The following is a 26,739-nucleotide window of genomic DNA, read 5'->3' on the forward strand; positions in this document are numbered from 1 at the left end:
GCATGAGCTCCGTCGCCGGGACCGCCGCTCGCCTGACCGCCGCCACGTCGGGCCTGCCCGCGCCGCTCGCCGTCGTGGACCTGGACGTGTTCGACGCGAACGCGCTCGACCTGCTCAAGCGTGCCGACGGCGTCCCCGTCCGCGTCGCCTCCAAGTCCGTGCGGGTGCGCTCGCTCGTCGAGCGGGCGCTGGGGCACGGCTTCGCCGGCGTCATGGCCTACTCGTTGCGCGAGGCGTTGTGGCTGGTGAGCGAGGGCATGCGCGACGTGCTGGTGGGCTATCCGACGGTCGACGCGGAGGCCTTGGCGACGTTGGCCGCCGACCCGGTGGCACGCGCGGAGATCACGCTGATGGTCGACGACGCGGCCCACCTCGGCCTGATCGCCGCCGCGACCGAGCGGGTGCGCGGGGCGGACGGCACGACGGCCGCGGGACCGGTCCAGGTGTGCCTCGACGTCGACTGCTCGCTGCGCGTCGGCGCCGGGCCGCTCACCGCGCACCTCGGGGTGCGCCGTTCGCCGCTGCGCGACCCCGCCGACGTCGCGGCGCTCGCGACCGTGGCGCAGGCGCAGGGGCTGACCGTGCGCGGCCTCATGTTCTACGAGGCGCAGGTGGCCGGGCTGCCCGACACGAGCCCCGCCGTCCGGCTGGTCAAGCGGCTCTCGATGCGGGAGGTCAACGCGCGCCGGGTGCGGATCCTCGCCGCGGTGCGTGACGCCGTCGGGCACGACGTGGAGCTCGTCAACGCGGGCGGGACCGGCTCGATCGAGGTGAGCGGCGCGGCGCCCGGCGTGACCGAGGTGACGTCGGGCTCCGGGCTCTACGCCCCCGGGCTGTTCGACGGCTACCGCTCGTTCGAGGCGCGGCCGGCCGCGTTCTTCGGGCTCGACGTGGTGCGTGAGCCCGCCCCGGGCTGGGTGACGGCGTTCTCCGGCGGGTACGCCGCCTCGGGCCAGGCGGGCGTCTCCCGGCTGCCCCGGCTGTTCACGCCGGGCTACGCGCTGACCGGCACGGAGGGTGCGGGCGAGGTCCAGACGCCGCTGCGCGCGACGCGTGGGTCGGGTCCCGACGGCCGGCTGCGCACCGGTGACCGTGTCTGGCTCCGCCACGCGAAGGCGGGGGAGATGATGGAGCGGTTCGACCGGGTGCACCTCGTGCGCGGGACCGAGGTGGTCGAGACCGTGCCGACCTACCGGGGCGAGGGCCGGAACTTCGGGTAGGCCGTCGCGCGCCGTTTCGGGTAGAACAAGGCCCATGTCCACCCTGCACCACCGCAACCGGCCCATGACCGGCCGCGACCCCCACGAGCCGGCGCGTACGGCCACCCCGCTGGAGCTGCTGTTCGACCTCGCCTTCGTGGTCGGGTTCGGCGTGGCGGGGGAGCAGGGCGCCCACCTGCTCGCCGAGGGCCACGTCGCCGCCGGCGTGATCGGGTTCGCGTTCTCGATGTTCGCGATCTGCTGGGCGTGGATCAACTTCACGTGGTTCGCCTCGGCGTTCGACACCGACGACTGGTTCTACCGCGTCACCACGATGGTGCAGATGGTCGGCGTCGTGGTGCTGGCGCTCGGCCTGCCGGACATGTTCGGGTCCCTGGTCGAGGGCGACCGGGTGCACAACGAGGTGATGGTCGCCGGCTACGTGATCATGCGCCTGGCCATGCTCGTGCAGTGGCTCCGCGCCGCGCGGCAGGCGCCCGAGTACCGCGCCACCTGCCTGGCCTACGCCCGCACGCTCGTGATCACCCAGATCGGCTGGCTGGTGCTCGCCGTCGCGCCCGTGAGCGTGTCCGTCTTCTTCGTGGGCGGCGTGCTGCTCGGCGCCGCCGAGATGGCCGGGCCCTGGCTCGCCGAGCGCCTGCGCACGGAGGGCCCCGGCCAGCGCAGCACACCCTGGCACGCCCACCACATGGCCGAGCGGTACGGGCTGCTCGCCATCATCACGCTCGGCGAGGGCGTCATCGGCACCGTCGCGTCGCTGTCCGCCGTCGTGCACGAGTCGGGCTGGACGCTGGACGCCGCGCTCGTGGCGCTCGCGGGCACCGGCCTCACGTTCGGTCTGTGGTGGACGTACTACCTCACGCCCGACGCCGAGATGCTGCACCGGCACCGCGAGCGGTCGTTCGTGTGGGGCTACGGGAACATCGCCGTCTTCGCGGCGCTGGCCGGCGTGGGCGCGGGACTGCACGTCGCGGCGTACTACCTGGAGGAGCACTCGCACGTCGGCGCCGTGGGGACCGTGCTCGCCGTCGCCGTGCCGGTGCTGGTGTTCCTCGTGGTCGACCACGTGCAGTTCGGTCTGCTGACCCGCTCGTTCCAGGCGCTGCACGTCGGTCTGGTGCTCGGCGCCGTGGCCGTGCTCGCGGCGGCCGTCGCCACCGCCGCCGCCGGGCTGCCCATGTCCTGGTCGCTGGTCCTGGTGATGCTCGCGCCGGTCGTGATCGTGGTCGGCTACGAGACGCGCGGCCACCAGCACGTGGCCCGGCTGCTCGGACAGGGCTCCGGGCAGGAAAAGGGTGCCTGAGCGCCGGTACCCTTGACAGGTGACTCTTCGCCTGTATGACACCGCCACGCGCGAGGTGCGCGACTTCACCCCCATCACCCCGGGCGAGGTCGGCATCTACCTGTGTGGTGCCACCGTGCAGGCACCACCCCACGTGGGCCACCTCCGGCCGGTCATCGCGTTCGACGTGCTGCGGCGCTGGCTCACCCGCCGGGGCCTGAAGGTCACGCTGATCCGCAACGTCACCGACATCGACGACAAGGTGCTGGCCAAGTCGGCCGCCGCCGGCCGGGAGTGGTGGGCGCACGCCGCGCTGTACGAGCGCGTGTTCACGCAGGCGTACGACGCCCTCGGCGTCATCCCGCCCACCTACGAGCCGCGCGCCACCGGCAGCGTGCCCGAGATGGTCGCGCTCATGGAGCGCCTGGTCGAGAAAGGCAACGCCTACACCACCGGCGCGGGCAACGTCTGGTTCGACGTGCGTTCCTGGCCGGCCTACGGCGAGCTCACCCGGCAGAAGATCGAGGACCTCAGCCCCGAGGAGGGCGCGGAGGTGTCGGGCGCGGCCGCGGACAAGAAGAACCCGCACGACTTCGCGCTCTGGAAGGCCCCCAAGCCCGGCGAGCCGGAGTCGGCGTCCTGGGACACCCCCTACGGGCGCGGGCGGCCCGGCTGGCACCTCGAGTGCTCCGCCATGGCCCGCCGCTACCTGGGTGAGACGTTCGACATCCACGGCGGCGGCCTCGACCTGCGGTTCCCGCACCACGAGAACGAGCAGGCCCAGTCCCGCGCCGCGGGCTACGGGTTCGCGCAGCGGTGGATGCACGTCGCGTGGGTCACGCAGGCCGGCGTCAAGATGTCCAAGTCGCTGGGCAACGGGCTCCTCGTGAGCGAGCTGCTGACCCAGGCCCCCGCACCGGTGGTGCGCTACGCCCTGGCCGCCGTCCAGTACCGGTCCATGCTGGAGTGGGCGCCGGACACCCTCCAGGAGGCCCGCACCACGTGGGAGCGCCTGTCGGGCTTCGTCACGCGCGCGTCCGAGCGGGTCGGCGACGTCCCGGCCGAGGAGGTGGCCAAGGCGGAGGTGCCCGAGGGGTTCGCGGCGGCCATGGACGACGACCTCAACGTGCCGCAGGCGCTCGCCGTCGTGCACGAGCACCTGCGGGCCGGGAACACGGCCCTCGCCGAGGGCTCCGACGCCGCGGTGCGTGCGGAGCTGGTGACGGTGCGTGCGATGCTGGACGTGCTGGGCCTGGACCCTGCCGACCCGCAGTGGGCCACCTCGACGGACGACCGGTACGCGACGGCGCTGGACGCGCTCGTCGCCGCGGAGCTCTCGGCGCGCGCGCAGGCCCGTGCCGCGAAGGACTGGGCCGCCTCCGACGCGATCCGGGACCGCCTGGCGGCGGCCGGTATCGAGGTCCAGGACTCCGCCGACGGCGCCCGCTGGGCGCTGTCCTGATCTGACACCCGGCTGAGAGACGAGAGACACGATGGCAGGCAACTCCAAGCGCGCCGGTGCGGTGCGCAAGGCCGGCTCCAAGAAGGGCGCCCAGGTGGGCACCGGCGGGCACAGCCGCAAGGCGCTGCGCGGCAAGGGCCCGACGCCCAAGGCGGAGGACCGCACCTACCACCCCGCGCACCAGCGCAAGATCGCGGCGGAGAAGCGGGCCGCGACCACCCAGCGCCGGCCCGGTACGCCGGGCGGGCGCGGCGCGGGCCGCAAGGGCGCCGGCGCCGCCGAGGTGGTCGCCGGCCGCAACTCCGTGCTGGAGGCCCTGCGCGCCGAGATGCCCGCCGAGGGCATCTACCTGGCCTCGCGCCTGGAGGCGGACGACCGGACGCAGGAGATCCTCGAGATCGCGCACGCGCGCAGCCTGCCCATGTTCGAGGCCTCGCGCCTCGACCTCGACCGGATCACCGACGGCGCCGTGCACCAGGGCGTCGCCATGAAGGTGCCGCCGTACGAGTACCGGGACGTCGAGGACCTGCTCGACGTCGCGGCCGAGGCCGGCGAGGCGCCGCTGATCGTGGCGCTCGACAACGTCACCGACCCGCGCAACCTCGGCGCGGTGCTGCGGTCGGGCGGGGCGTTCGGTGCGCACGGCGTGCTGGTGCCCGAGCGGCGCGCCGCGGGGGTCACGGCGTCGGCCTGGAAGGTGTCCGCGGGTGCCGCGGCGCGGGTGCCCGTGGCGCGGGCGACCAACCTGGCCCGCGAGCTCGCGGAGCTCAAGAAGGCCGGCTGCTTCGTGGTCGGCCTGGACGCCGGCGGTGACATGCCGGTGGGGGAGCTCGCCTACGCGACCGACCCGCTGGTGCTGGTGGTCGGCTCCGAGGGCAAGGGCCTGTCCCGCCTGGTCCGCGAGGCGTGCGACGCGGTGGTCTCCATCCCGATCGCGGCCACGACGGAGTCGCTGAACGCGGCGGTGGCCGCCGGCATCACCCTGTACGAGGTCGCGAAGCAGCGAGCAGCCGCACCCGGCGCGTGATCGGCAGAAGGTCAGGTGATCGGTACCCCGGGGTGCCGATCACCTGACCTTCTGCCGATCACTCGACGTAGTCGGCGGCGGTCGCGCCCGGGGGCAGGCCCAGGACCGCGTCCTCGTCCGGGCGGTGCCGGAGCACGTTCTCGACGTAGGACTCGGCGGCCTCCGGCATCGGGATGTCGCGCTGCGCCTGCTGGGAGATGAACCAGCGGTGGTCCAGGATCTCGTGGAACAGCTGCGCCGGCTCCAGCTTGCGGCGCAGCTCGCGCGGCACCGCGTCGATCGTCGGCCGGAAGACCTGACGGACCCAGGCGTGGGCCACGATCTGCTCCTGGTCGTTCTGCCGGTCCGTCGCGGCCCGGTAGCTGTCCAGGTCGTTGAGCATGCGGCGGGCCTGGTTCTCCTGGACGTCGAGCCCGGTGAGGCGCAGGAGCCGGCGGGAGTGGTGCCCGGCGTCGACCACCTTGGGCTGGATGCGCACCTTGGTGCCGTCGATGTCCGTGGTGATCTCCAGCTCGCCCACGTCGAAGCCGAGGTCGTTGAGCCGCTCGATGCGGGCGGCGACCCGCCACCGCTCGTTGGAGTCGAAGGCCTCGGAGCCCGTCAGGGCGTCCCACAGCTCGTTGTAGCGCTCCACGAGGGCGTCGCCGATGGCCACCTCGTCGACGTTCTCGTCCAGCAGCTCGCCCGCGGCCAGGTCCATCAGCTCGCCGATGATGTTGGTGCGCGCCAGGTCGACGTCGTAGTTGCGCTGGCCGTCCGTGAGCTGACGGTGCATGTCGCCGGTCTCGGCGTCGACCAGGTAGGCCGCGAACGTCTCGGCGTCGCGCCGGAACAGCGTGTTCGACAGCGACACGTCACCCCAGTAGAAGCCCACCAGGTGCAGGCGCACGAGGAGCACCGCGAGGGCGTCGATGAGGCGGGTCGCGGTGTCGGGGCGCAGGTCCTGGCTGAACAGGGCGCGGTAGGGCAGGGAGAAGGACAGGTGCTCGGTGACGAGCACCGCCTCCAGCCGCTCGCCGTCGGGCGCCCGGCGGCCGGTGATGACGCCCACGGGGACCACCGACGGAACCTCGATGCGGTGGAGCTGCCGGAGCAGCTCGTACTCGCGGTAGGCGACGGTCTCGCCGATCTCCTTGATGGCGATGACCCGCCCGCCGTGGTTGACGAAGCGGACCACGTGCCGGGAGATGCCCTGGGGCAGCGCGGCCAGGACGTCCTCGGGCCAGTCGACCAGCGGCACGTCCCACGGGAGGTCCAGCAGCGCGGGGTCGGGTGCGACCGCGGTGATCTGGAGGTTCTGCTGGGGCATGGGCACCATTCTGAACGACGGGACCGCCGGGGTGGCTTTCCGGCGTGGGACAGAACTGTGGCGAGACAGGACGTCGGCTCTGGCCGGCGTCCTGTCTCGCCACAGTTCTATGTCGCCATGGTTCTACCTCGGCGGCGGGGTGGGTCAGCCGAGGCGTTCGCCCGAGGTCGCGGAGAACACGTGGGAGTGGCCGGCCTGGATGGCCACGGAGATGACGTCGCCCTTGTCCGGCACGCCACGCGGGTCGATACGGACGATGACCTGGTTGGTGTCACCGGCGGACAGGTCCACGTCGGCGGCGTCGCCCTTGAGCGAGCCGTACACGAACGCGTCCGAGCCGAGCTCCTCCACGAGGTTGACCTCGACCTCGAACGACCCGGCGGTCCCGGCCGGGACCACGTCCAGCGACTCGGGACGGAAGCCCAGGGTCACCTTGCCGCCGTCGGAGTCCGGGATCGCGCCGGCGATGGACCGCTCCAGCGGCACGCTCGCGGAGCCGACCTTGACGCCGCCGTCCTTGACGTCGAACGTGCCGATGTTCATCGCCGGGGAGCCGATGAACCCGGCCACGAACACGTTGGCCGGGCGGTCGTACATCTCCCGCGGGGTGCCGACCTGCTGCAGGATGCCGCCGTTGAGGACCGCGATCCGGTCACCCATCGTCAGGGCCTCGGTCTGGTCGTGGGTCACGTAGACCGTGGTCACGCCCAGGCGGCGCTGCAGCGAGGCGATCTGGGTACGGGTCTGCACGCGCAGCTTGGCGTCCAGGTTGGACAGCGGCTCGTCCATGAGGAACACCTGCGGCTGACGCACGATCGCGCGGCCCATGGCCACACGCTGACGCTGACCACCCGAGAGGGCCTTGGGCTTGCGGTCCAGGTACTCGGTCAGGTCCAGGATCTTGGCGGCCTCCTCGACCCGCTGGCGGATCTCGGCCTTCGGGGTGCCGGCGATCTTCAGGGCGAAGCCCATGTTGTCCGCCACGGACATGTGCGGGTAGAGCGCGTAGTTCTGGAACACCATCGCGATGTCGCGGTCCTTGGGCTGCACGTCGGTGACGTCCCGGTCACCGATGAAGATGTGCCCGCCGTTGACGTCCTCCAGACCCGCCAGCATGCGCAGCGAGGTGGACTTGCCGCAGCCGGACGGGCCGACGAGGACGAGGAACTCGCCGTCCTCGATCTCCAGGTTCAGCTGGTCGACGGCCGGGCGCTCCGTGCCCGGGTAGACGCGCGTCGCGTGGTCGAAAGTGACCGTAGCCATGAGAAAACATCCCTCCACCGGCAGGTACGTGCCGGACGATCCGTTGTGGTCGGGTGCCGTTGCTTCCACTGACGTGTCGGCGGTGACACTGTTGCAGCGCGATCGTACCCCGGTTGGTCAAGGTCGCGGTACAGACCAGGTCACAGGCAGGTCACTCCTCGCCCAGCGTGCGGGCCAGGCCGGCCAGGACGGCGGCGAGCGCGTCGGGGTCGGGCACGCGGTGCGAGGCGAGGGTGTCGCCGGTGCCCACCTTGATCGACAGGTCGCCGGCCTCCAGGGCGGCGAACGCCGCCTCGTCGGTTGTGTCGTCGCCCGCGTACAGCACGCGCACCTTCTCGACGCCCAACTCGGCCGCGACGGTGCCGCGCAGGCGGCGCAGGGCCTCGCCCTTGCTGGTGGGCACCACGGAGACCTCGACCACGTCCTTGCCGTGCATGGCCGGCAGGCCCTGGTTGGCGGCCACCTCGTCGGCGGCCACGGTGATGGCCGCGGCGTCGTCCACGCTCGCCAGCCGCGTGTGCACGACGGCGGCGGCGGGCTTGACCTGCACCCACGCCCCCTCCCGGCCCGACACGGCGGACTCGAAGCCGGCCACGAGCGCGTCGAGCTGGGCGGACTGCGAGGTCGTGAGGTGGAACGGCACCTGCTCGACGCCGGAGCTGGTGGCCCGGCCGGCCTCCGCGCCGTGGCTGCCCACGAGGAACGTGCCCTCGGGGGCCACGGTGCGCTCGGCGAGGTCGGACAGGTCGCGCCCGGACACGAACGCGAGACGGACCGGCGCCTCGTGCGTGAGCGTGTGCAGCTGCTCGACGGCGGCGCGGGCCGCCTTGGTCATGGCCGACGCCTTGGGGTCGTCGACCAGGGGTGCGAGCGTGCCGTCGAAGTCGGACGCGAGCAGCCAGCCCGTGGTCGGCTTCTTGCGTCGCCCGTTGCCGTTGCTCATCCGGGCCAGACCCTTGGCAGGCACGCCCTCCGGGAGCGTGGTGAACGCGGTCAGGGCGTCCCGGAGGTTGTGGTGCCGGGGCTCCGCCGCGCGCGGGTCCACGGTGAGCGGCCGGGCCGGTACCGCGGTGAGCACGCCGAGGAACGTCTCGGACCACTTGGCGACGTCGTCGGCCAGGACCTTGCGGCGCAGGCGGCGCATGCGGCGGCGCTGCTCGCGGGGGTCCATGGTCGCGGCGGCCACGATGATGTCCTTCATGCCGTCGATGTCGTGCGGGTTGACCAGCAGCGGGCCGGGGGAGAGCTCGTCCGCGGCGCCGGTGAACTCGCTCAGCACCAGGGCGCCGCGCTCGTCGGAGCGGGCGGCGATGTACTCCTTGGCCACCAGGTTCATGCCGTCGCGCAGCGAGGTCACCAGCAGCACGTCCGCCGCGAGGTAGAGGGCCGCCATCTCCTCGGGCGGGTAGGAGTGGTGCAGGTAGTGGATCGCGGAGTGGCCCAGCTCGCCGTACTCGCCGTTGATGCGGCCCACGAGGATCTCGACGTGCTCCCGCAGCTCCTGGTAGGCGCCCACGTTCTCGCGGCTCGGGCTGGCCACCTGCACGAGCGTGTGGTGCTCCACGTCGAGCCGCCCGTCGTCGAGCAGCTCGCCGTACGCCTTGATGCGGTGCCGGATGCCCTTGGTGTAGTCGAGCCGGTCCACGCCGAGCATCAGGATGTCGGGGTTGCCGAGGTCGGCCTTGATCTCCTTGGCGCGCGCCTGGACCTCGGGTGTGCGGGCCAGGGTGTCGAACCGGCGGGAGTCGATGGAGATGGGGAACGACGACGCGCGCACGTGCCGGCCGGGGCGCCCGTCGGCGTCGGGGATCGTGATGACCGGGCCGCGCGTGGTGAACCCGGTGAGGCGGCGCGCGGAGCGCACGAAGTTCGCGGCGTCGCCGTTGCGCTGGAAGCCCACCAGGTCGGCGCCCAGCAGGCCGTCGATGATCTGCCGGCGCCACGGGAGCTGCGCGAACAGCTCGACCGGGGGGAACGGGATGTGGTCGAAGAACCCGATGCGCAGGTCCGGGCGCAGGTCGCGCAGCATGCGGGGCACGAGCTGGAGCTGGTAGTCGTGCACCCACACGACGCCGCCCTCGGCGGCCTGCTCGGCGGCGGCGTCGGCGAACCGCTGGTTGACGCGGCGGTAGGCGTCCCACCACTGGCGGTGGTAGTCGGGCGGTGCGATGACGTCGTGGTAGAGCGGCCAGAGCGTCGCGTTGGAGAAGCCCTCGTAGTAGCGCTCGATCTCGGTGGCGCTCAGGGTGACCGGCACCAGCAGCATGCCGTCGGCGGTGAACGGCTCGTGGGCCAGGTCGGGTGCGCCCGACCAGCCCACCCACGCGCCGTCGGCGTCCTGCATGACCGGTTCCAGCGCGGTGACCAGGCCGCCGGGCGACCTCTGCCAGGTGAGGTCGCCCTCGGGACCGACCGTGAAGTCGACCGGGAGCCGGTTCGCGACGACGACCAGATCGTACCCGTCTTTACCCGGCAATGTACTGCTCCTTGGATGTAGAAGAGTCACGCTGTCCAGCGTCAAGAGTACCGAGGTCTTGTACCTGCTCAGGGTAACGATGTCGGCGACTCACTCGCCGGGGCGCGCTCCCGGTGCTGGTCAGAGGGCCGGACTTGACGGGCATCGCTCGTGCGCGGCGGATAGCGTGTGCCCCATGGAGGAGGTGGACACCCCGGTCGCGCTGCCGGGTGCCGGACCCGTCGCGGGCGCTCAGCTCGGCGGGTACACGGTCGTGCGCGAGATCGGGTCGGGCGCCATGGGCGCCGTCTACCGGGCGGTCGACGGCGGCGGGAACGCCGTCGCGCTCAAGATGCTGCACCGCCACCTCGACGACCCGGCCGCCCGCGAACGCCTGCGCCGCGAGGCCGCCGCGCTCCAGGGCCTGCGCCACCCCGCCGTCGCCCGCGTGCTGGACGCCGAGCTGGAGGGGCCCGAGGCCTTCATCGTCACCGAGCTCGTCGAGGGACCCACCCTCGAGGAGGAGATCGACGAGCGCGGGCCGCTCGACCCCCGGGACCTGTTCGAGCTCGCCGACCAGCTCGCCGACGCGCTCGAGGCCGTGCACGGCACCGGCGTCGTGCACCGGGACCTCACCCCGTCCAACGTGCTCATCGCGCGCACCGGGCCCGTCCTGATCGACTTCGGGCTCGCCCAGGGGCCGAACGACCCGCGCGCCACCCGCACCGGGTTCGTCATGGGCACCCCCGGCTACCTCGCCCCCGAGCTGCTCGACGGCGCCGAGCCCGGACCCGACACCGACTGGTGGTCATGGGCCGCGGTGCTCGCGTTCTCCGGTACCGGGCGCGCGCCGTTCGGCGTCCGCCCCACCGAGCTGGTGCTGCGTCGCTCCCGGCAGGGTGACGCCGACCTCGACGGGCTCCCGCCCCGTGCGGAGCGGGCGCTCGCGGCCGCGCTGCGCGCCGTGCCCGCCGAACGGTGGGGTCCCGACGAGGTGGCCCGGGCGCTCAAGGCCGAGTCCGAGGCGTTCGTCGCTCGCACGGAGGGGGAGGACGACGAACAGACCGCCGTGCTCGGGGCCGCGGCCACGACCGCCGAGACGGCGGCCGACGCCGGCTCGACGCGCGTGCTGCCCGACGGCGTGCCGGCGCGCCGTCGCCCGGTCTCCGCGGCAGCCGGTGGGACGGGGGTCGGCGCCGCTGCGGGTGCCGCCGCACGCCGCCGCAACGCTGCCGGTGGCGTGACCGACCTCGCGGCCGCACCCGTCAGCCAGGCCCGGGGGCGTTCCGTGACCGGGCGGGCCGTCGGCGCGCCGAGCCCGGCCCCGCCGTCGGTCGCGCCGGTCGTGGTCCCGGAGAACCCCGCACGTGTGCGGGGGTACCGGGGGATCTTCCTCACCGCGGGGCTGGCGCTCGTGGCGCTCGCGGCGACCATGCCCGGCATCGCCGCCGCCGTGCTCGTGGCCCTGCTGGTCCTGACCCGCCTCGCGGGCATCGCCGTCGAGGAGTTCCGCAGCCGCCGCGAGCGGCGCGGCCCGAGCCGGGCCGACGCCCTCGTCGCGACCCTCCTGTCGCCCTGGCACCTCGTGCGCGCCGTGTTCGGCGTGCTGCCCGCCGCGGCCGTCGGCATCTGCTGCGGCGTGATCGTGGTGCTGCTGGGCCTCCTGCTGTTCGCGCCCGGCAACCTGATCATCGTCCCGGACCCCAGCATCGAGGCACGGTCGGTGGGCGGCATGAACCAGCCGATCGTGGACAGCCTCGTGCTCGGCGTCGCGATGCTGGTCACGGTGGTCGTGGCCTGGTGGGGGCCGGCCTCGTACGGGACCCGGGTCGGTGCCGGCCCGCTGCTGCGCCGCATCGCGCCGTCGCGGCGGGCCAAGGTGGTGCTCGGGCTGGTGCTGCTGGCGCTCGCGGTGCTCGCCGCGGTCCCGCTGTTCGACGGCACCGTGGACGTGCTGTGGTGGCCGCTGAGCGGCCGGCCCGACGTGGCCTGGTAGACCGCACGGATCGTAACGAAACGTTCAGGGGTCTCCCAGCGAGCGCTAGTAGTCTTGGTCCAGGCGCGTGCCGCGCCTCGCCCCCATTGGCCCGCATCTCGAAGGACCCCGATGTCGACGAATCAGACCAAGGCGCAGCGCCGCGACGCGGCCCGCGCCGAGGCCCTCGCTCTCCAGAAGAAGCAGCAGGCTCGCGAGAAGCGGAACCGGGTGATCGTCCTGAGCGTCCTCGCGCTCGCGGTGGTCGGCCTGGGCGTCGCCATCTGGCTGATCCTCGCCGAGGGTCAGAAGACGCCCATGGAGAAGGTGGAGAACATCCCCGCCGGCGTGGTGGAGCAGACGGGCATCCCCGTGGGGGCCGACGGCGTCGCGGGGACCGAGAACGAGGGCGCGAAGACGCTCGACGTGTACGTGGACTACATGTGCCCCGTCTGCGGCCAGTTCGAGTCGCTGAACGGCGCCAGCATCACCGAGATGCGGGAGGCCGGGGACGTCACGCTGATCGTGCACCCGATCTCGATCCTGGACCGCACGTCGCAGGGCACCGAGTACTCGACGCGTGCGGCGGCCTCCGCGGCCTGGGTGGCCGACCGGGCCCCCGAGCAGTTCAACGCGTACCACGAGGCACTGTTCGCCAACCAGCCCGAGGAGCAGACGCCCGGCCTGACGGACGAGCAGCTCGCCCAGATCGCGCAGGACGCGGGCGTGCCCGCCGACGTCGCAGCGGGCATCTCCGACGGCGACGCCATGAACACCTACGGCGAGTGGGTCGAGGCGGCCACGGCCGTTGCCGGTGACGACCCCGACGTCGTGAACCCGGAGACCGGCGGCCTCGGCACGCCGAGCGTCCTCATCGACGGCGAGCGGTTCACCACCTGGCAGACCGTCGGCGCTCTCACCGAGGCGATCACGGGCGAGGCCGCGCCGTCCTCCTCGCCTTCGGCGGAGCCCTCCACCGAGCCGTCCGAGTGACGACGACGCGGTGACCGCGGAGCCCCGGACATCGCGTCCGGGGCTCCGCTCTTCCCTCTGGGGCCGGAACCGTTAGGCTGTTCCCCGCCCGCCGCCTTAGCTCAGCTGGTAGAGCTCCCGCCTTGTAAGCGGAAGGTCGTCGGTTCGAACCCGACAGGCGGCTCCACGTTCCTGCGAGGTCGGCAGTTTGCTTCGAGGTCGGCACAGGCCTGTACCGACCTCGAAGCAAACTGCCGACCTCGCTCGGGCTACCGCACCTTGAAGCGCGTCAGTGGCCCGAGCCGTATGCCGACGACGCCGAACCTGGGCCGTAGCGCCGCAGCAGCACCGTGGTGACCAGGGCGCCCACGGCCAGTACCCCGGCGCACACCATCATCACGACGTCGTAGCTGTGGCCGAACGCCTCGAACGCCGCCGCGAGGACCTCCGGGCCGGTGCCCTCCGCGGTCAGGGCGTCGGTCAGCGACCGGGCGGCGTCCACCGGCGCGTCCTCGGGCAGGCGGACCGTCATCGTGTAGACCGTGGTCAGCAGCGAGCCGAGCAGTGCCACGGCTGCGAGGCTGCCGAACTCGTAGGAGACCTCCTCCACGGAGGACGCCATGCCTGCCCGCCGTGCGGGGGCGTTGCCGATGATCGCCGTCGAGGCCACCGACATGGCCGCGCCGAGCCCCAGGCCGGTGACCAGCAGACCGCCGAGCAGCCAGCCCAGCCCGTGGTCGACGCTCACCAGTGTCCAGGCGACGCCGACAGCACCCAGCCCGAGCCCGCCGCCGATCAGGAACCGCAGGCCCACGACGTGCAGGAACATCCCGCCCAGGAGCGACGAGGGCAGCGACCCCGCGGCGATCGCGGCCACCAGCAGCCCCGACTCCAGGGGCGAGAAGCCGGTCACGAGCTGGAACCGCTGCGTGGTGGCGAGCTGCAGGCCGCCCATGGCGAACATGGCGACGGCCGCCGCCAGCACGCCGGACGCGAACGCGGCGTTGCGGAAGATCGACAGGTCCAGCAGGGGGAACGGCAGACGCCGCTGACGCCGCACGAACACCCACCACGCGACCACCGTGGTCAGCGCGGCGCCCAGGAGCAGGGTCCCGTCGCGCTCCACCTTCGCGACCTCCTTGATCAGCACGACCAGCCCCACCAGGGTGACCAGGGCCTGGATGGAGGAGACGAAGTCCCACCGGACGTCGGGGTGCGGGTCGTCCTGCGGTGCGACCGCCAGGCCGACCACGGCGGCCACGACCACCACGGGCACGTTGATCAGGAAGATCGAGCCCCAGGCGAAGTGCTCCAGCAGCGCACCGCCCACGATCGGGCCGAGCGCACCGCCCACCACGGACAGGCTGCCCCACACGCTGATGGCGATGTTGCGCTCGCGCTCGTCGGTGAACGACACACGGATCAGCGCCAGGGTGGCCGGCATCATCGCCGCCGCCCCCACGGCCAGCAGGCCGCGCGCCGCGATCAGTACCTCGGGCGTGGGCGCGGTGGCCGCCATGAACGAGGCCAGCCCGAAGACGATGAGCCCCGCCAGGAACATGCGACGGTGGCCCAGCCGGTCGCCGAGCGTGCCCGCCCCGAGCAGCAGGCCCGTCATGACCAGGGGATAGGCGTTGATGATCCACAGGCTCTCGGACCAGCTCGCGTCGAGCTCCCGGGTCAGCGTGGGCAGCGCCGTGTAGAGGATCGAGTTGTCCAGGGTGATCAGCAGCAGGCCGGTGCCCACGGTCACCAGGAGCGTCCAGCGGCGTCCGAGGCCGAGGCCTGGCGTCTTCTCGGCGAGCGGGGTGCTCGTGGTCATGATCGTCTCAACCATCCAGGGATCCCGGGCGCGACACGGCCGCCTGCCCGCACGACGACGGAGGCTCCCCGGCGCACCGGGAAGCCTCCGAGATTCACCCGCGAAAGTCTACGTTGACGTGGGACGTCATGCGCGCGGCCACGCCTGCGGCGTGGGCCATTTCGCGGAGCGGCCGTCACCGCTGGAGGTGCCTGTCAGACGGCGCTTCACCCAGGGGCCGACGTGCTGCCGCATCCAGGCGGCGTTGGCGCGTGCGGTCTCGCGGAACGCGGCCGGCGGGGCGGCGTCGAGCGGGGTGTCGTAGGCGTCGTCGTCCGGCTCCAGGCCGAGCGCGGCGAGCGCGGCGTTCGCGACCCGCTGGTGGCCCTCGGGGGTGAGATGGATGCGGTCGCCCGACCAGAGGCGCAGGTCGGCGAGCGACCGCATGCCCCACAGGTCCAGGACCCGGGCACCGTGCCGCCGGGCGATGGTCCAGATGTTCGCGTTGAAGACGCCCACGCGGCCGTTGGTCCAGCTCAGCGTGCCACCCGCCTTGAAACCGGTGCCCAGCAGCACGTCGGCGCCGGTCGCCCGGAGCGCGACGACGGCGTCCTCCAGGGCTGCCGAGATGGCGTCGACGTCGGCCGAGGGACGCAGGATGTCGTTGCCGCCCGCGACCAGCGAGACCAGGTCGGGCCGGGCGCTCACGGCGACGTCGAGCTGCTCGGCGACGATCGGGCGCAGCTTGCGCCCGCGGATGGCGAGGTTCGCGTACTCCAGCGGTGCGTCACCGGCGGCGATGCGGCGCGCGGACAACGACGCGGCAAGGTTGTCGGCCCAGCCGCGCTGGACGTCGGGCGCATCGGGGTACGGGTCCCACAGGCCCTCCGTGAAGGAGTCGCCCATGGCGACGTACCGCGCCCAGCGGACGGGATCGGTGGCGGGGAGATCGGTGGCCGGGCCCTCCGGGTCCGGAGTCGTCGTGGCACTCACGGCGTTCATTGTCCCGCCAGGTACCTGATACCCGCCGGACGAAGAGTGTGACGGGCGGCACAGGCTGTCCGTGTCGGTGGCTCCCGGTAACCTCCTGCGCGTGGAGACCACCGTGAACCCGACACCCCCTGCCGACGCCGCCGCCGTGCCCGGCCCACCGCCGTTGTCGCAGGTCATCGCGCCGGACTGGGCAGAGGCGCTCGCCGATGTCGAGCCCCGCATCCATGCGATGGGCGACTTCCTGCGCGCCGAGGTCGCGGCCGGGCGCACGTACGTCCCGGCGGGGGAGAACGTGCTGGCCGCGTTCAAGCGACCGCTCGCGGACGTGCGGGTGCTCATCGTGGGGCAGGACCCGTACCCGACGCCGGGCCACGCCATGGGGCTGTCCTTCTCGGTCCAGCCGGACGTGCGGCCGGTGCCGCGCTCGCTGGGCAACATCTACAAGGAGCTCCAGGACGACCTGGGCCTGCCGCTGCCGTCGAACGGCGACCTGCGCCCCTGGGCGGACCAGGGCGTCATGCTGCTGAACAGGACGCTCACCTGCCGGCCCGGCTCGTCCGACTCCCACGCGGGCAAGGGGTGGGAGGCGGTCACGGAGGCGGCGATCCGGGCCCTGGTGGCGCGCGGTGGGCCGCTCGTGGCCGTCCTGTGGGGCGCCAAGGCACGCAACCTGAAGCCCTGGCTCGGCGACGTGCCGGTGGTCGAGAGCGCGCACCCGTCCCCGCTGTCCGCGCGCAGCGGCTTCTTCGGATCGCGGCCCTTCTCCCGGGTCAACGCGCTGCTCGAGCAGCAGGGTGCGCAGCCGATCGACTGGCGGCTCCCGTGAAGAAAGCCGTGCTGCACGTCGCCGACGTGCCGGTCGCCGAGCAGGCGCCGACCGGGTCCGTCGAGGCGCCTCGCACCGAGCTCTCCGACCGGGACCGCGAGATCCTGGCGTTCGAGCGCCGGTGGTGGAAGTACGCGGGCGCCAAGGAGGAGGCGGCCCGTGAGCTGTTCGACATGACGGCCACCCGGTATTACCAGGTGTTGAACGCGTTGATCGACTCGCCGGCGGCCCTCGAGCACGACCCGATGCTGGTCACACGCCTGCGCAGACTCCGGGCCACCCGGCAGCGGGGACGTTCCGGGCGTCGTTTGGCCGACGAGAACCACTGAGCGGGCACCGATCCGTCACAACGACCCGCTACTCTCTCTGCCGTGACGAAGAGTGGCTACCCCTACCCGCCCGACGAGTTCGACGTCGCTGTCCCCGGGGGCGCACCAGTGGGTGTGCACCGTGCGCCGCGCAGCGGATGGAGCTCGGCCTGGCCGTTCCTGCTGGTCGCCGTCGTGTGCGCCGCCGTGGCGTGGGGCGGCATCACGCTGCTGTCGGGGGGTGACGACCCGGCAGAGGCGTCGGGTGACCCGTCGTCCTCGGCGTCGGCCCCGGCGGCGTCGCCGAGTGCCTCCCCGAGCGCTTCACCCTCTGCCTCGCCGTCGGCCCCGGCCGCGCAGTACCCGGGTAACCCGGCCAACGCGAACAAGTCCGCCGAGACCATCATCGGTGTCTACAACGACGGCGCCGGCGACGGCATGGCCGCGGTCGCGCAGACCAATCTCCAGGCGGCGGGCTTCGAGGGAGAGATCCACCCCGTCACGGCCGGTGACGACCCCGCTGGTCCTCAGCCGGGTGCGGTCACGGCCAACACCGTGTTCTACGGCGGTGACCGGGCCGACACGGCTACGGCGGTGGCGCAGGCGCTCGGCATCGAGGCCGCCAACGTGAAGCCGTCCGACGATGTCGCGGCCCACCCGACCGAGGGCATCTGGGTCGTCCTCGTCGCCCCGCCCGCGGGGTGACGGTTCGCTCGTCGTCATCCCGAGGCAACGCCACGACAAGCGCCGACGCAGGGTGGTTGATCTCGCCAACCTGTACCACCATCTTGATATTCGCTGACAGGAGTCGTCACTCGGCCCCCTGACCTGCGCGTTCGCCAACCGCTTAATGCGTCATACCGGACATAGAGGGTTCCCTGGTGTGAGCCGGACCACTAGGCTCGAACCACCACGGGTCGACCGAGTGTCCCGTGCAGAGGTACAAGGAGAACTACGCATGGCCCAGGGCACCGTCAAGTGGTTCAACGCCGAGAAGGGGTACGGGTTCATCACCCCGGACGCCGGCGGCCAGGACCTTTTTGTTCACTACAGCGCGATCCAGACCGACGGTTACCGGTCCCTCGATGAGGGTCAGAACGTCGAGTACGAGGTGGGGCAGGGGCAGAAGGGTCCGCAGGCAGAGCAGGTCCGTCCACTCTGATATCGATGGGACGACGGGCGGGAAGGGCCCGCCCGTCGCCCGCCGCCCCCCAAGGACTCCGGGACCCAGACCCCGGCGTCCGAACCCCCCCCAGCGGTCGACGACGACCGCCCTCGCACCTCGCCGGACGACGATGCCTGGCGCCACGAGCAGCCGCCCCGTACCGCGGCTGCTCGTTCCGTCCCGCTCGCGCCACGTGCCGGTGGCCGACGTTCCCACGCCCACGACCCCCGTCGCTCGTGGTTCGATGGAGCGGTGACCTTGCTCGACGCCGTCGTGGTGGGCTCCGGGCCGAACGGCCTGGCGGCCGCGGTGACGCTCGCCCGCGCGGGACTTGGTGTGCGGGTCCTCGAGGCGCAACCGACCGTCGGCGGCGGTGCGCGCACCCTCCCCGTCGCCGGGCTCGACGACGACCTGGTCTTCGACCTCTGCTCCGCCGTGCACCCCATGGCCTGGGCATCCCCGTTCCTGCGGGCCTTCGACCTCCCGGCGCGCGGCGTCGACCTCGTTGCCCCCGACATCGCCTACGCCCAGCCCCTCGACGGCGATCGCGCCGGCCTGGCCTACCGGGACCTGGACCGGACGGCCGAGCGCCTCGGGCCCGACGGCGACGCATGGCGCGGCCTCCTGGGACCGCTCGCCGCGAGCTGGCGGCAGGTCACGGCCCTCGCCCTGGGAGACAAGCGGACCCCGCGCGGCATGCTGGAAGGGGTGCCCGGACGAGCGGCGCTCGCCACGATGCTCCGGCCCGGCCTGCGCTTCGGTACCGCCCTCCTGGAGCAGGGTGGCCCGCGCTGGGACCGGCGGTTCCTCACCGACGAGGCGAAAGCCCTGCTCACCGGGGTTGCCGCGCACAACATCACGCCGCTCCCGTCGCTCGCGGGCGCCGGCACAGCGCTGCTGCTCGCTGCCCTCGCGCACGCCGACGGCGGGTGGGCGATCCCCGTGGGCGGCTCACAGGCCATCACGGATGCCCTGGTGCACGACCTGGAGGCGCACGGCGGGTCCGTCGAGACCGGCCGCAGGGTCGAGGCGTGGTCGGACCTTCCGCCGGCCCGCGCCGTGCTGTTCGACACGACGCCCGCGACGGCGCTCGCCGTCGCGGGGGACCGGATCGGGCCGGCACGTCGCGCGGCCCTGCGGCGCTTCCGGTACGGGAACGCGGCGGCCAAGGTCGACTTCGTGCTCTCGGGGCCGGTGCCGTGGCGGGTGCCCGACGTCGGCCGCGCGTCGACCGTGCACGTGGGCGGTACGCGGGCCGAGATGGTGATCGCCGAGGACACCGTGGCGCACGGGCTGCACGCCGATCAGCCGGTCCTCCTGGTCAGCGACCCGAGCGTGGCCGACCCGGGCCGGCTGCGCGGCGGCCTGCGCCCGCTGTGGACCTACGCGCACGTCCCGGCGGGTTCGCCGCAGGACGTCACCGAGGAGGTCACCCGGCAGATCGAACGGTTCGCGCCGGGGTTCCGCGACGTCGTCGTCGCCTCGCGGTGCGTGCCCGCGGCCGAGATGGATCAGCACAACCAGAACTACCCCGGCGGGGACATCTCGGCGGGGGCGGCCACCATGTGGCAGATGGTCGCGCGACCCACCGCCGCGCCCGACCCGTACCTGCTGGCCGAAGGGGTGTACCTGTGCTCGGCGTCGACCCCGCCCGGCCCGGGCGTGCACGGCATGGGCGGGTGGCATGCGGCCCGCCGCGCACTGCGCCGCGAGTTCGACGTGCGCACCGAGCCGTCGTTGTGGCCGTGAGCGAACGGCCGGACCGCGCCTTGCACTCTCCTGGTCCGAGTGCCAATAATGTCTTAGCACTCTCCGTTGGAGAGTGACAAGCACGACCAGCGGGTCGAATGGTGAGGCCTCCTGCCGTGGCGAGACGTGATCGCCGGGGTGGGTTGCCGTCCGTCGCGGGCACCGGCCGGCCTGGACAAGCCACCAGCGGAGGATTCATCCCCATGGCCAAGATCATCGCTTTCGACGAGGAAGCTCGTCGGAGCATGGAGCGCGGGCTCAACCAGCTCGCCGACACCGTGAAGGTCACGCTCGGCCCCAAGGGCCGCAACGTCGTTCTGGACAAGAAGTGGGGCGCCCCCACGATCACCAACGACGGTGTCTCCATCGCCAAGGAGATCGAGCTCGACGACCCGTACGAGAAGATCGGTGCGGAGCTCGTCAAGGAGGTCGCCAAGAAGACGGACGACGTCGCGGGTGACGGCACCACCACCGCCACCGTGCTCGCCCAGGCGCTCGTCAAGGAGGGCCTGCGTGTCGTTGCCGCCGGCGCCAACCCGATCGCCGTCAAGCGCGGCATCGAGAAGGCCGTCGAGTCGGTCACCGAGCAGCTGCTGAACGCCGCCAAGGAGATCGAGACCAAGGAAGAGATCGCTGCCACGGCCGCCATCTCGGCCGGCGACCCGGCGATCGGCGAGCTCATCGCCGAGGCCCTCGACAAGGTCGGCAAGGAAGGCGTCATCACCGTCGAGGAGTCGAACACCTTCGGCCTCGAGCTCGAGCTCACCGAGGGCATGCGCTTCGACAAGGGCTTCCTCGCCCGTTACTTCGAGACGGACCCCGAGCGCCAGGAGGCCGTGCTCGAGGACCCGTACGTCCTGATCGTCGAGTCGAAGATCTCGAACGTCAAGGACATGCTGCCGCTGCTCGATCAGGTCATGAAGTCGGGCAAGTCGCTCCTCATCATCGCCGAGGACGTCGAGGGCGAGGCCCTGGCGACCCTGGTGCTGAACAAGATCCGTGGCACCTTCAAGTCCGTCGCCGTCAAGGCCCCGGGCTTCGGCGACCGCCGCAAGGCCATGCTGCAGGACATCGCGATCCTCACCGGCGGCCAGGTCATCACCGAGACGGTGGGCCTCAAGCTGGAGAACGCGACGCTCGAGGAGCTCGGCCAGGCGCGCAAGGTCGTCGTCACCAAGGACGAGACCACGATCGTCGAGGGTGCCGGCGACGCCGACCTCATCGCCGGTCGCGTGAACCAGATCCGCAGCGAGATCGACAAGTCCGACTCGGACTACGACCGCGAGAAGCTGCAGGAGCGCCTCGCCAAGCTGGCCGGCGGCGTGGCCGTCATCAAGGCCGGTGCGGCCACCGAGGTGGAGCTCAAGGAGCGCAAGCACCGCATCGAGGACGCCGTGCGCAACGCGAAGGCTGCCGTCGAGGAGGGCATCGTCGCCGGTGGTGGCGTGGCCCTCATCCAGGCCGGTGCCGTCGCGTTCCCGAAGCTGGAGCTCGAGGGTGACGAGGCGATCGGTGCCTCGATCGTGCGTGCCGCGATCGACGCCCCGCTCAAGCAGATCGCCATCAACGCCGGCCTCGAGGGCGGCGTCGTGGCGGAGAAGGTGCGCAACCTTCCCTCGGGCCAGGGCCTGAACGCCGCGACCGGCGTGTACGAGGACCTGCTCGCCGCGGGCGTCAACGACCCGGTCAAGGTGACCCGCTCGGCGCTGCAGAACGCCGCGTCGATCGCCGCGCTGTTCCTCACCACCGAGGCCGTCGTCGCCGACAAGCCGGAGCCCGCCGCGGCCCCGGCCGGCGACCCGACCGGTGGCATGGGCGGCATGGACTTCTGATCCGTCAGAAGCACGCGTGAGGAGCCCCGTCGGCCAGCTCGGCCGGCGGGGCTCCTTGCTGGGCCCGACCGGTCGGGCCCCGGCCGCGTCAGGAGAACATGCGTGTCGCCGCGGCCTCCGCCTCCGCGTAGGTGCGGGCTGCCGCGGCCAGCGCGGTCTGGATCGCGTCCAGAGCCCCTTCCACCTGCGCCTGCGCACCGCGCCACTGCGTGACGGTGCCCCCGAACGCCGCAGCGGCCGGACCCTGCCACGTCGCCTGCAGGGCGTCGAGGTTGCGCACGAGCGCACCCACCTCCGTGCGTACCGCCGCCACCGAGCCCGCCACCGCGGCGCTCGCCTGCTCCACCTGGTCGCTGTCGACCTCGAACCGCATGTCCCCACCTCCCGCGCGCCGGCCCCTCCGGCGTCGTCCACCCGACCGTAGGCGCGGGCAGACGGCGGCGGGGCGTCCACGGCCGGGGCCTGTGCACAGGCTGGGGAAAGCCGCCGCTGTGGTGGTGCTCGGACCGTGCGGGCGCCGTCCTGACGGGCCGGACCCGATCCGCTCAGGCCGATTCGAGCTTGGCCTGCTCCTTGCGCAGCCGGTGCAGCTCCATGTCGAGGTTCTGCCGCGCGGGCTCCTCCCACGCGGTGCCCATCGGGCTCAGGAACAACGACTTGCGGGCGAGCAGCCGCTCGATCACCCGGATCCGGGCCCGGAGGTAGTCCTCGGGCGGGATGTGCGCGTACTCGGCCCGCACCGCGGACTTGTACTCCTTGTAGCGCTGGGGCTCGGCGGCCAGCATCGCCAGGTCGGCGTCGTTCAGCACGGCGGCGTCGAAGTCCGACGGGTCCGGTGCGTGCCGCACGATGGCGTTGACGAGCTCGGCGACCCGGTCGGCCGCGCGGTCCGGCACGCCCAGGGCGGTCAGCTCGTCGTGGGCCAGCACCGCGGAGGCCGTGGACTGCTCACCCCCCTGCGAGACGTCCGCGAACTTGCGGTCGGCGCTGAACACCGCCCCGTGGTACCAGGCGGCGAGCCGCACCAGGTCGGGCTCGTGGGTCTCCTCGGCCAGCTCGTCCACCCGGTGCAGCACCGCGGCCAGGTGGCGCAGGTTGTGGAAGTGCCGGTGCTCGTCGGACCACCTGTCGAGAAGTGCCTGGCCGACCTCTTCGATCGACTCGGTGCCCGCCGTGGCTCCCGCGCCCGCCGCACTGCGGACGAAAGACCTGAGGAACCACTGCGGCGCGTCAGACGTCAGCACGCCCATGTGAATTCTGCCTAACGGTTGAGGTCGGTCACTCCTGTACCAGCCTATTACCCCTCCGGTCAGGCACGGCTACCACCGTCTTGGATGGTGGTCAGCGGGGGAGCGTGACACGGACCGTCAGACCGCCGCCCGCGGTGTCGGACACCTCCACGTGACCGTCGTGCGTGCCCACGATCGCCGCGACGATCGCCATGCCGAGACCCGACCCGCCGGACTCCCGCGTGCGCGAGGAGTCCGCGCGGTAGAACCGCTCGAAGATCCTCCGGCCCTGCTCCTCGGTGAGGCCGGGGCCGTGGTCGCGCACCTCCAGCACGGCCACGCCGTCGTCCGCCGACGTGCCGAGCGCGATCTCGGCGGGCGTGCCGGCGGGCGTGTGCCGCGAGACGTTGCCGATCAGGTTGGTGACCACCTGCCGCAGCCGGTCGCGATCGCCCTCCACGACGAGCTTCTCCGGGACCTCTCCCGCGGGGTCGAGCGGGACCACCGTCACCTCGCGCGTCGGGTCCAGGGCGTGCAGGTCCTGCGCGGAGTCGCGGGCGAGGGCGACCAGGTCGACGTCCTCCCGGGCGACGGGGCGGCCCTCGTCGAGTCGCGCGAGCACCAGCAGGTCGTTGACGAGCGCGCCCATGCGGCGGGCGGCGTCCTCGATGCGCGACATGGTGTCGTCCACCTTGTCGGTGCTGTCCAGAGCGCCCATGCGGTACAGCTCCCCGTACCCGCGGATCGTCGCGACCGGCGTGCGCAGCTCGTGAGAGGCGTCCGAGACGAACTGCCGCATCCGTACCTCGGAGGCCTCCTGCGCGGCGAAGGCGCGCTCGATCTGCGTCAGCATCGCGTTGAGCGACGCCGCCAGCGAGCCCATCTCGGTCCCCGGGGGCGCCTCGGGGACGCGCAGCGTGAGGTCGCCCGCCGCGATCTGCGCGGCCGTGTGCTCCACGGACCGCAGCGACCGCAGGGTGCGCTCGACGAGCATCCAGGCCGTCAGCCCGCCGAGCAGCACGATGCCCAGGCCGGACATGATCAGGGTGCGGGTCAGGATCGAGACCGTGCTGTCCATGCCGACCAGGGGCAGGGCCACGTAGACCACCAGGCGTTCGCCGGTCTGGTACTGCGCGGCCACCGTGACCACCCGCCAGCTCTCGGTGCCGGCCCCGTTGCTCGCGCCGGAGGTGGTGAACGGCTTGCCCTTGCTCGCGACGGCCTCCTCGTACGTCACCTCCGGCAGCTCGGGCGTGCCGAACCGGACCATGGCCGAGTAGCCGAGGGCCTTGGGCTCGCTCTGCTCGCCGACGATCCGGACGTAGTAGTCGCTCGGCAGGCTCTGCTGGGAGCCCGGCTGGAGCGAGTCGAGGGTCGAGGGCAGGTTGTCGGCGGCGACCTCCAGCTCGTCGTCCACCTGGCCGACGAGGAAGTTCGACACCACGGTGGTCGTCGCGATCCCCGCGATGCCCAGCCCCGCCGCCAGCAGCAGCGAGATGATCGCCACCAGCCGGGCGCGCAGGGGTATTCCGGCGAGACGGTCCCTAAGCACGGGCGGGTTGCGGTGCGCGGAGCAGGTACCCCACGCCGCGCTTGGTGTGGATCAGGGGCGGCAGGGTCTCGCCGTCGACCTCGAGGGTGTCGATCTTGCGCCGCAGGTAGGAGATGTAGGACTCGACGATGTTGGCGTCGCCGCCCCAGTCGTACTGCCAGACGTGGTCCAGGATCTGCGCCTTGGACAGCACGCGGCCGGAGTTGAGCATGAGGTACCGCAGCAGCTTGAACTCGGTGGGCGAGAGGTCCACCTCGACGCCGGCACGCCGCACCTCGTGCGAGTCCTCGTCCATCTCCAGGTCGCCGACGTGCAGCACCGCCTCCTCCTCGGGCGTGGGCACGCCGGTGCGGCGCAGCACCGCGCGGATCCGGGCCACGACCTCCTCGAGGCTGAACGGCTTGGTCACGTAGTCGTCGCCGCCGACGGTCAGGCCCTGCACCTTGTCCTGGGTGTCGTCCTTGGCGGTGAGGAAGACGACGGGGGTGTGCCGCCCGGTGGCGCGCATGCGCCGGGTGACCGTGAAGCCGTCCATGTCCGGGAGCATGACGTCGAGCACCACGAGGTCCGGCTCGACGTCGCGGACGAGCTGGAGTGCGCCGTTGCCGTCCGCGGCCGCATGCACCTCGAAACCCGCGAACCGCAGGGAGGTGGACAGGAGCTCACGAATGTTCGGTTCGTCATCCACGACGACGAGACGCGCCTCTGGAGTAGCCATGTCTCCAGTGTGCGACCGGTTCCTGGACGATGCCTGAGTTTCGCCCGGGAAATCGCCCGGGGTGCCGTGGGGTGGTCCGTCCGGCCCGCGACCTGGTGCGGGGCTACGCTGTGTCGCATGTCAGCACCGTTCTCGCAGGACCCGGGGCCTGCGCCCCGACGCACATACCTCATCGTCGACGGCGAGAACATCGACGCCACGCTCGGCATGAACGTGCTGAACCGCCGCCCGGCGCCCGAGGAGAGGCCTCGCTGGGACCGGATCTCCGGGTTCGCGGCGAAGGTGTGGTCGCAGGACGTCGTGCCGCTGTTCTTCCTCAACGCCACGTCGGGCCAGATGCCCATGCCGTTCGTGCAGGCGCTGCTCGCCATGGGCTACAAGCCCATCCCGCTGGCCGCCCAGGGTTCGGAGAAGGTGGTCGACGTCGGTATCCAGCGGACGCTCGACGCGCTCCTGGACCGGCCGGGTGACGTGCTGCTCGCGAGCCACGACGGCGACTTCCTGCCGCAGATCGAGGCGCTGCTGGCCGACGACGGCCGGCGCGTGGGTCTGCTCGGGTTCCGGGAGTTCGTGAACGCACGGTTCACGGAGCTGGAGCAGCGCGGCCTGGTCATGTACGACCTGGAGGGTGACGCCGACGCCTTCACGACGATGCTGCCCCGCGTTCGCATCATCCCGATCGAGGAGTTCGACCCGCTGCGCTACCTGTAGCGGGACCCGCGCCGGCGGGTGGCCCGGCCGGCCCACGCCGGCCGGGCCGGCCGTCAGTGCTCGACCACCCGGACCGTGCCCTCGTGCGCGACGCGGTCGCCCTGCGGCTGCACCGGGCGCGCGTTGTCCGCGTAGGCGGCCTCGAGCGCCTCGATCTGGTCGGCGGAGAGCTCGACCGGCGTGTGGTAGACCACCCACTCGACCCCCTCGGTGCAGGGCGGGGTCGTGAGGCTGCCGGCGTACTCCTCGAAGGTCGGGTCCTCGGGCAGCATCGCGGCGACGTCGATCGGCAGGTCCGTGGCACCCGGCGCGGCCGCGCCGTCGATGAAGGGCTGCCACGCCGCGTTCTCGTCGCCCTCCTCGGCGAGCACACCCAGGACCAGGGCCTGACCGTCCTGCGCGGTGTGGACGAAGTGGAACTCGGCGTCCGCCGGCTCGCCCTCGACGGTGTGCTCCGACGGCACGTGGAAGTGCACCTGGGCGAGATCGAACGTCTCGTCCTTCCACTCGACCCGCGACGCGTCGCCGTCGGGCACGAGCTGGACGGTGTGGCCGGTGTCGACGGACTCGCCCACCGTGGGCGACGACTCGATCCGCGGGTGCTGCGCCAGCTTCTGGCCGGCGTGCTCGGGCAGGTCGATGGGCGACTGCGCGTCGCCCTGCTCGCACTCGGCGAACTCGTCGGCGAGGTGCCCCCACTCGTCCGGCCCCTCGTCGCCCTCGTACGACCAGTGCACCTCGCCGGCCGCCGCGGGCGGCGGCGCCGTGGACGCGGCGTCGTCCGTGGTGGCGCTCGTGGTGGCGCCCGTCGTGCACGACGCGAGCAGCGGAGCGAGGAGCAGGGCGGCAGGGAGGGCGAGCTTCTTCATCTGCGGGCTACCTTCCGGACG

23 protein-coding genes and 1 tRNA gene are annotated in these 26,739 nt (G+C 72.4%); 14 read left to right on the forward strand and 10 right to left on the reverse strand.

The window, feature by feature from the left end:
• Positions 1–2 precede the first annotated feature (2 nt).
• Genes ACO229_RS24125 through rlmB form a run of 4 tightly spaced genes read left to right on the forward strand, consistent with a single transcriptional unit; the run spans position 3 to position 4,991 of the window.
• Entirely contained in the window at positions 3–1,220 is a 1,218-nt protein-coding gene (locus ACO229_RS24125; protein ID WP_423463015.1) for an alanine racemase, read from the forward strand.
• 34 nt (positions 1,221–1,254) lie between these two features.
• Positions 1,255–2,523, forward strand: coding sequence for a low temperature requirement protein A (locus ACO229_RS24130; RefSeq protein WP_423463016.1), 1,269 nt, complete (start codon positions 1,255–1,257; stop codon positions 2,521–2,523).
• Positions 2,524–2,542: 19 nt separating this feature from the next.
• The gene (cysS, locus tag ACO229_RS24135) at positions 2,543–3,964 is read left to right on the forward strand and encodes a cysteine--tRNA ligase (protein WP_397413366.1); all 1,422 of its coding nucleotides are present in this window, start codon (positions 2,543–2,545) and stop codon (positions 3,962–3,964) included.
• 31 nt (positions 3,965–3,995) lie between these two features.
• The gene (gene rlmB, locus ACO229_RS24140) at positions 3,996–4,991 is read left to right on the forward strand and encodes a 23S rRNA (guanosine(2251)-2'-O)-methyltransferase RlmB (RefSeq protein WP_397413367.1); all 996 of its coding nucleotides are present in this window, start codon (positions 3,996–3,998) and stop codon (positions 4,989–4,991) included.
• A 58-nt stretch (positions 4,992–5,049) separates the two neighbouring features.
• Here rlmB and ACO229_RS24145 read toward each other — a convergent pair whose 3' ends face one another.
• The 3 genes from ACO229_RS24145 to otsB all read right to left on the reverse strand — a co-directional run bounded on the left by ACO229_RS24145 (position 5,050) and on the right by otsB (position 10,039).
• On the reverse strand, positions 5,050–6,309 hold the full coding sequence (locus tag ACO229_RS24145; protein ID WP_423463017.1) for a DUF4032 domain-containing protein: 1,260 nt from the start codon (positions 6,307–6,309) through the stop codon (positions 5,050–5,052).
• Positions 6,310–6,444: 135 nt separating this feature from the next.
• Positions 6,445–7,563: an ABC transporter ATP-binding protein gene (locus ACO229_RS24150; protein ID WP_423463018.1), complete on the reverse strand. Its 1,119-nt coding sequence runs from the start codon at positions 7,561–7,563 to the stop codon at positions 6,445–6,447.
• Between the two features lie 151 nt (positions 7,564–7,714).
• On the reverse strand, positions 7,715–10,039 hold the full coding sequence (otsB, locus tag ACO229_RS24155) for a trehalose-phosphatase (RefSeq protein ID WP_423463019.1): 2,325 nt from the start codon (positions 10,037–10,039) through the stop codon (positions 7,715–7,717).
• Positions 10,040–10,214: 175 nt separating this feature from the next.
• Between otsB and ACO229_RS24160 the strand changes: the two genes are divergently transcribed.
• The 3 genes from ACO229_RS24160 to ACO229_RS24170 all read left to right on the forward strand — a co-directional run bounded on the left by ACO229_RS24160 (position 10,215) and on the right by ACO229_RS24170 (position 13,152).
• The gene (locus tag ACO229_RS24160) at positions 10,215–12,014 is read left to right on the forward strand and encodes a protein kinase domain-containing protein (RefSeq protein ID WP_423463020.1); all 1,800 of its coding nucleotides are present in this window, start codon (positions 10,215–10,217) and stop codon (positions 12,012–12,014) included.
• Between the two features lie 111 nt (positions 12,015–12,125).
• A complete protein-coding gene (locus tag ACO229_RS24165) occupies positions 12,126–12,986 on the forward strand; it encodes a DsbA family protein (protein WP_397413373.1) in 861 nt (286 codons plus the stop codon).
• Between the two features lie 90 nt (positions 12,987–13,076).
• Positions 13,077–13,152, forward strand: a tRNA-Thr gene (locus ACO229_RS24170).
• Between the two features lie 102 nt (positions 13,153–13,254).
• On the opposite strand, the gene ACO229_RS24175 is transcribed toward ACO229_RS24170, so the two are convergent.
• Both ACO229_RS24175 and ACO229_RS24180 read right to left on the reverse strand, forming a co-directional pair.
• Entirely contained in the window at positions 13,255–14,787 is a 1,533-nt protein-coding gene (locus tag ACO229_RS24175) for an MFS transporter (RefSeq protein WP_423465341.1), read from the reverse strand.
• Positions 14,788–14,913: 126 nt separating this feature from the next.
• Positions 14,914–15,672: an SGNH/GDSL hydrolase family protein gene (locus ACO229_RS24180; protein ID WP_397430977.1), complete on the reverse strand. Its 759-nt coding sequence runs from the start codon at positions 15,670–15,672 to the stop codon at positions 14,914–14,916.
• Between the two features lie 232 nt (positions 15,673–15,904).
• Here ACO229_RS24180 and ACO229_RS24185 point away from each other — a divergent pair, with 232 nt between their 5' ends.
• The 6 genes from ACO229_RS24185 to groL all read left to right on the forward strand — a co-directional run bounded on the left by ACO229_RS24185 (position 15,905) and on the right by groL (position 21,639).
• Complete coding sequence (locus ACO229_RS24185; protein ID WP_397413488.1) at positions 15,905–16,585, forward strand: uracil-DNA glycosylase; 681 nt, start codon at positions 15,905–15,907, stop codon at positions 16,583–16,585.
• Between the two features lie 26 nt (positions 16,586–16,611).
• On the forward strand, positions 16,612–16,914 hold the full coding sequence (locus tag ACO229_RS24190; RefSeq protein ID WP_397413490.1) for a DUF3263 domain-containing protein: 303 nt from the start codon (positions 16,612–16,614) through the stop codon (positions 16,912–16,914).
• 42 nt (positions 16,915–16,956) lie between these two features.
• Positions 16,957–17,598, forward strand: a complete 642-nt coding sequence (locus ACO229_RS24195) for a LytR C-terminal domain-containing protein (RefSeq protein WP_397413374.1) — start codon at positions 16,957–16,959, stop codon at positions 17,596–17,598.
• 253 nt (positions 17,599–17,851) lie between these two features.
• The gene (locus ACO229_RS24200; protein ID WP_119141903.1) at positions 17,852–18,055 is read left to right on the forward strand and encodes a cold-shock protein; all 204 of its coding nucleotides are present in this window, start codon (positions 17,852–17,854) and stop codon (positions 18,053–18,055) included.
• A gap of 255 nt (positions 18,056–18,310) precedes the next feature.
• On the forward strand, positions 18,311–19,807 hold the full coding sequence (locus tag ACO229_RS24205) for a phytoene desaturase family protein (protein WP_423463021.1): 1,497 nt from the start codon (positions 18,311–18,313) through the stop codon (positions 19,805–19,807).
• A gap of 203 nt (positions 19,808–20,010) precedes the next feature.
• Positions 20,011–21,639, forward strand: a complete 1,629-nt coding sequence (gene groL, locus ACO229_RS24210) for a chaperonin GroEL (protein ID WP_397413376.1) — start codon at positions 20,011–20,013, stop codon at positions 21,637–21,639.
• An 88-nt stretch (positions 21,640–21,727) separates the two neighbouring features.
• Here groL and ACO229_RS24215 read toward each other — a convergent pair whose 3' ends face one another.
• From ACO229_RS24215 to ACO229_RS24230, 4 genes are all read right to left on the reverse strand, one after another.
• On the reverse strand, positions 21,728–22,012 hold the full coding sequence (locus tag ACO229_RS24215; RefSeq protein ID WP_397413377.1) for a WXG100 family type VII secretion target: 285 nt from the start codon (positions 22,010–22,012) through the stop codon (positions 21,728–21,730).
• Between the two features lie 172 nt (positions 22,013–22,184).
• Positions 22,185–22,889, reverse strand: a complete 705-nt coding sequence (locus ACO229_RS24220) for an HD domain-containing protein (protein WP_397413378.1) — start codon at positions 22,887–22,889, stop codon at positions 22,185–22,187.
• A 91-nt stretch (positions 22,890–22,980) separates the two neighbouring features.
• Positions 22,981–24,420: a sensor histidine kinase gene (locus ACO229_RS24225; RefSeq protein WP_423463022.1), complete on the reverse strand. Its 1,440-nt coding sequence runs from the start codon at positions 24,418–24,420 to the stop codon at positions 22,981–22,983.
• The gene (locus tag ACO229_RS24230) at positions 24,413–25,138 is read right to left on the reverse strand and encodes a response regulator transcription factor (protein WP_119141913.1); all 726 of its coding nucleotides are present in this window, start codon (positions 25,136–25,138) and stop codon (positions 24,413–24,415) included. The genes ACO229_RS24225 and ACO229_RS24230 overlap by 8 nt, the downstream gene beginning before the upstream one ends.
• A 117-nt stretch (positions 25,139–25,255) precedes the next feature.
• On the opposite strand from ACO229_RS24230, the gene ACO229_RS24235 reads away from it, so the two are divergent.
• Complete coding sequence (locus ACO229_RS24235; protein ID WP_397413381.1) at positions 25,256–25,849, forward strand: NYN domain-containing protein; 594 nt, start codon at positions 25,256–25,258, stop codon at positions 25,847–25,849.
• A 53-nt stretch (positions 25,850–25,902) separates the two neighbouring features.
• On the opposite strand, the gene ACO229_RS24240 is transcribed toward ACO229_RS24235, so the two are convergent.
• Positions 25,903–26,718 (reverse strand): carbonic anhydrase, encoded by an 816-nt coding sequence (locus ACO229_RS24240; protein WP_423463023.1) that lies wholly within the window; start codon positions 26,716–26,718, stop codon positions 25,903–25,905.
• Between the last annotated feature and the right edge of the window lie 21 nt (positions 26,719–26,739).

The organism is Promicromonospora sp. MS192 (assembly GCF_049532985.1).
Taxonomy (GTDB): Bacteria; Actinomycetota; Actinomycetes; order Actinomycetales; family Cellulomonadaceae; genus Promicromonospora.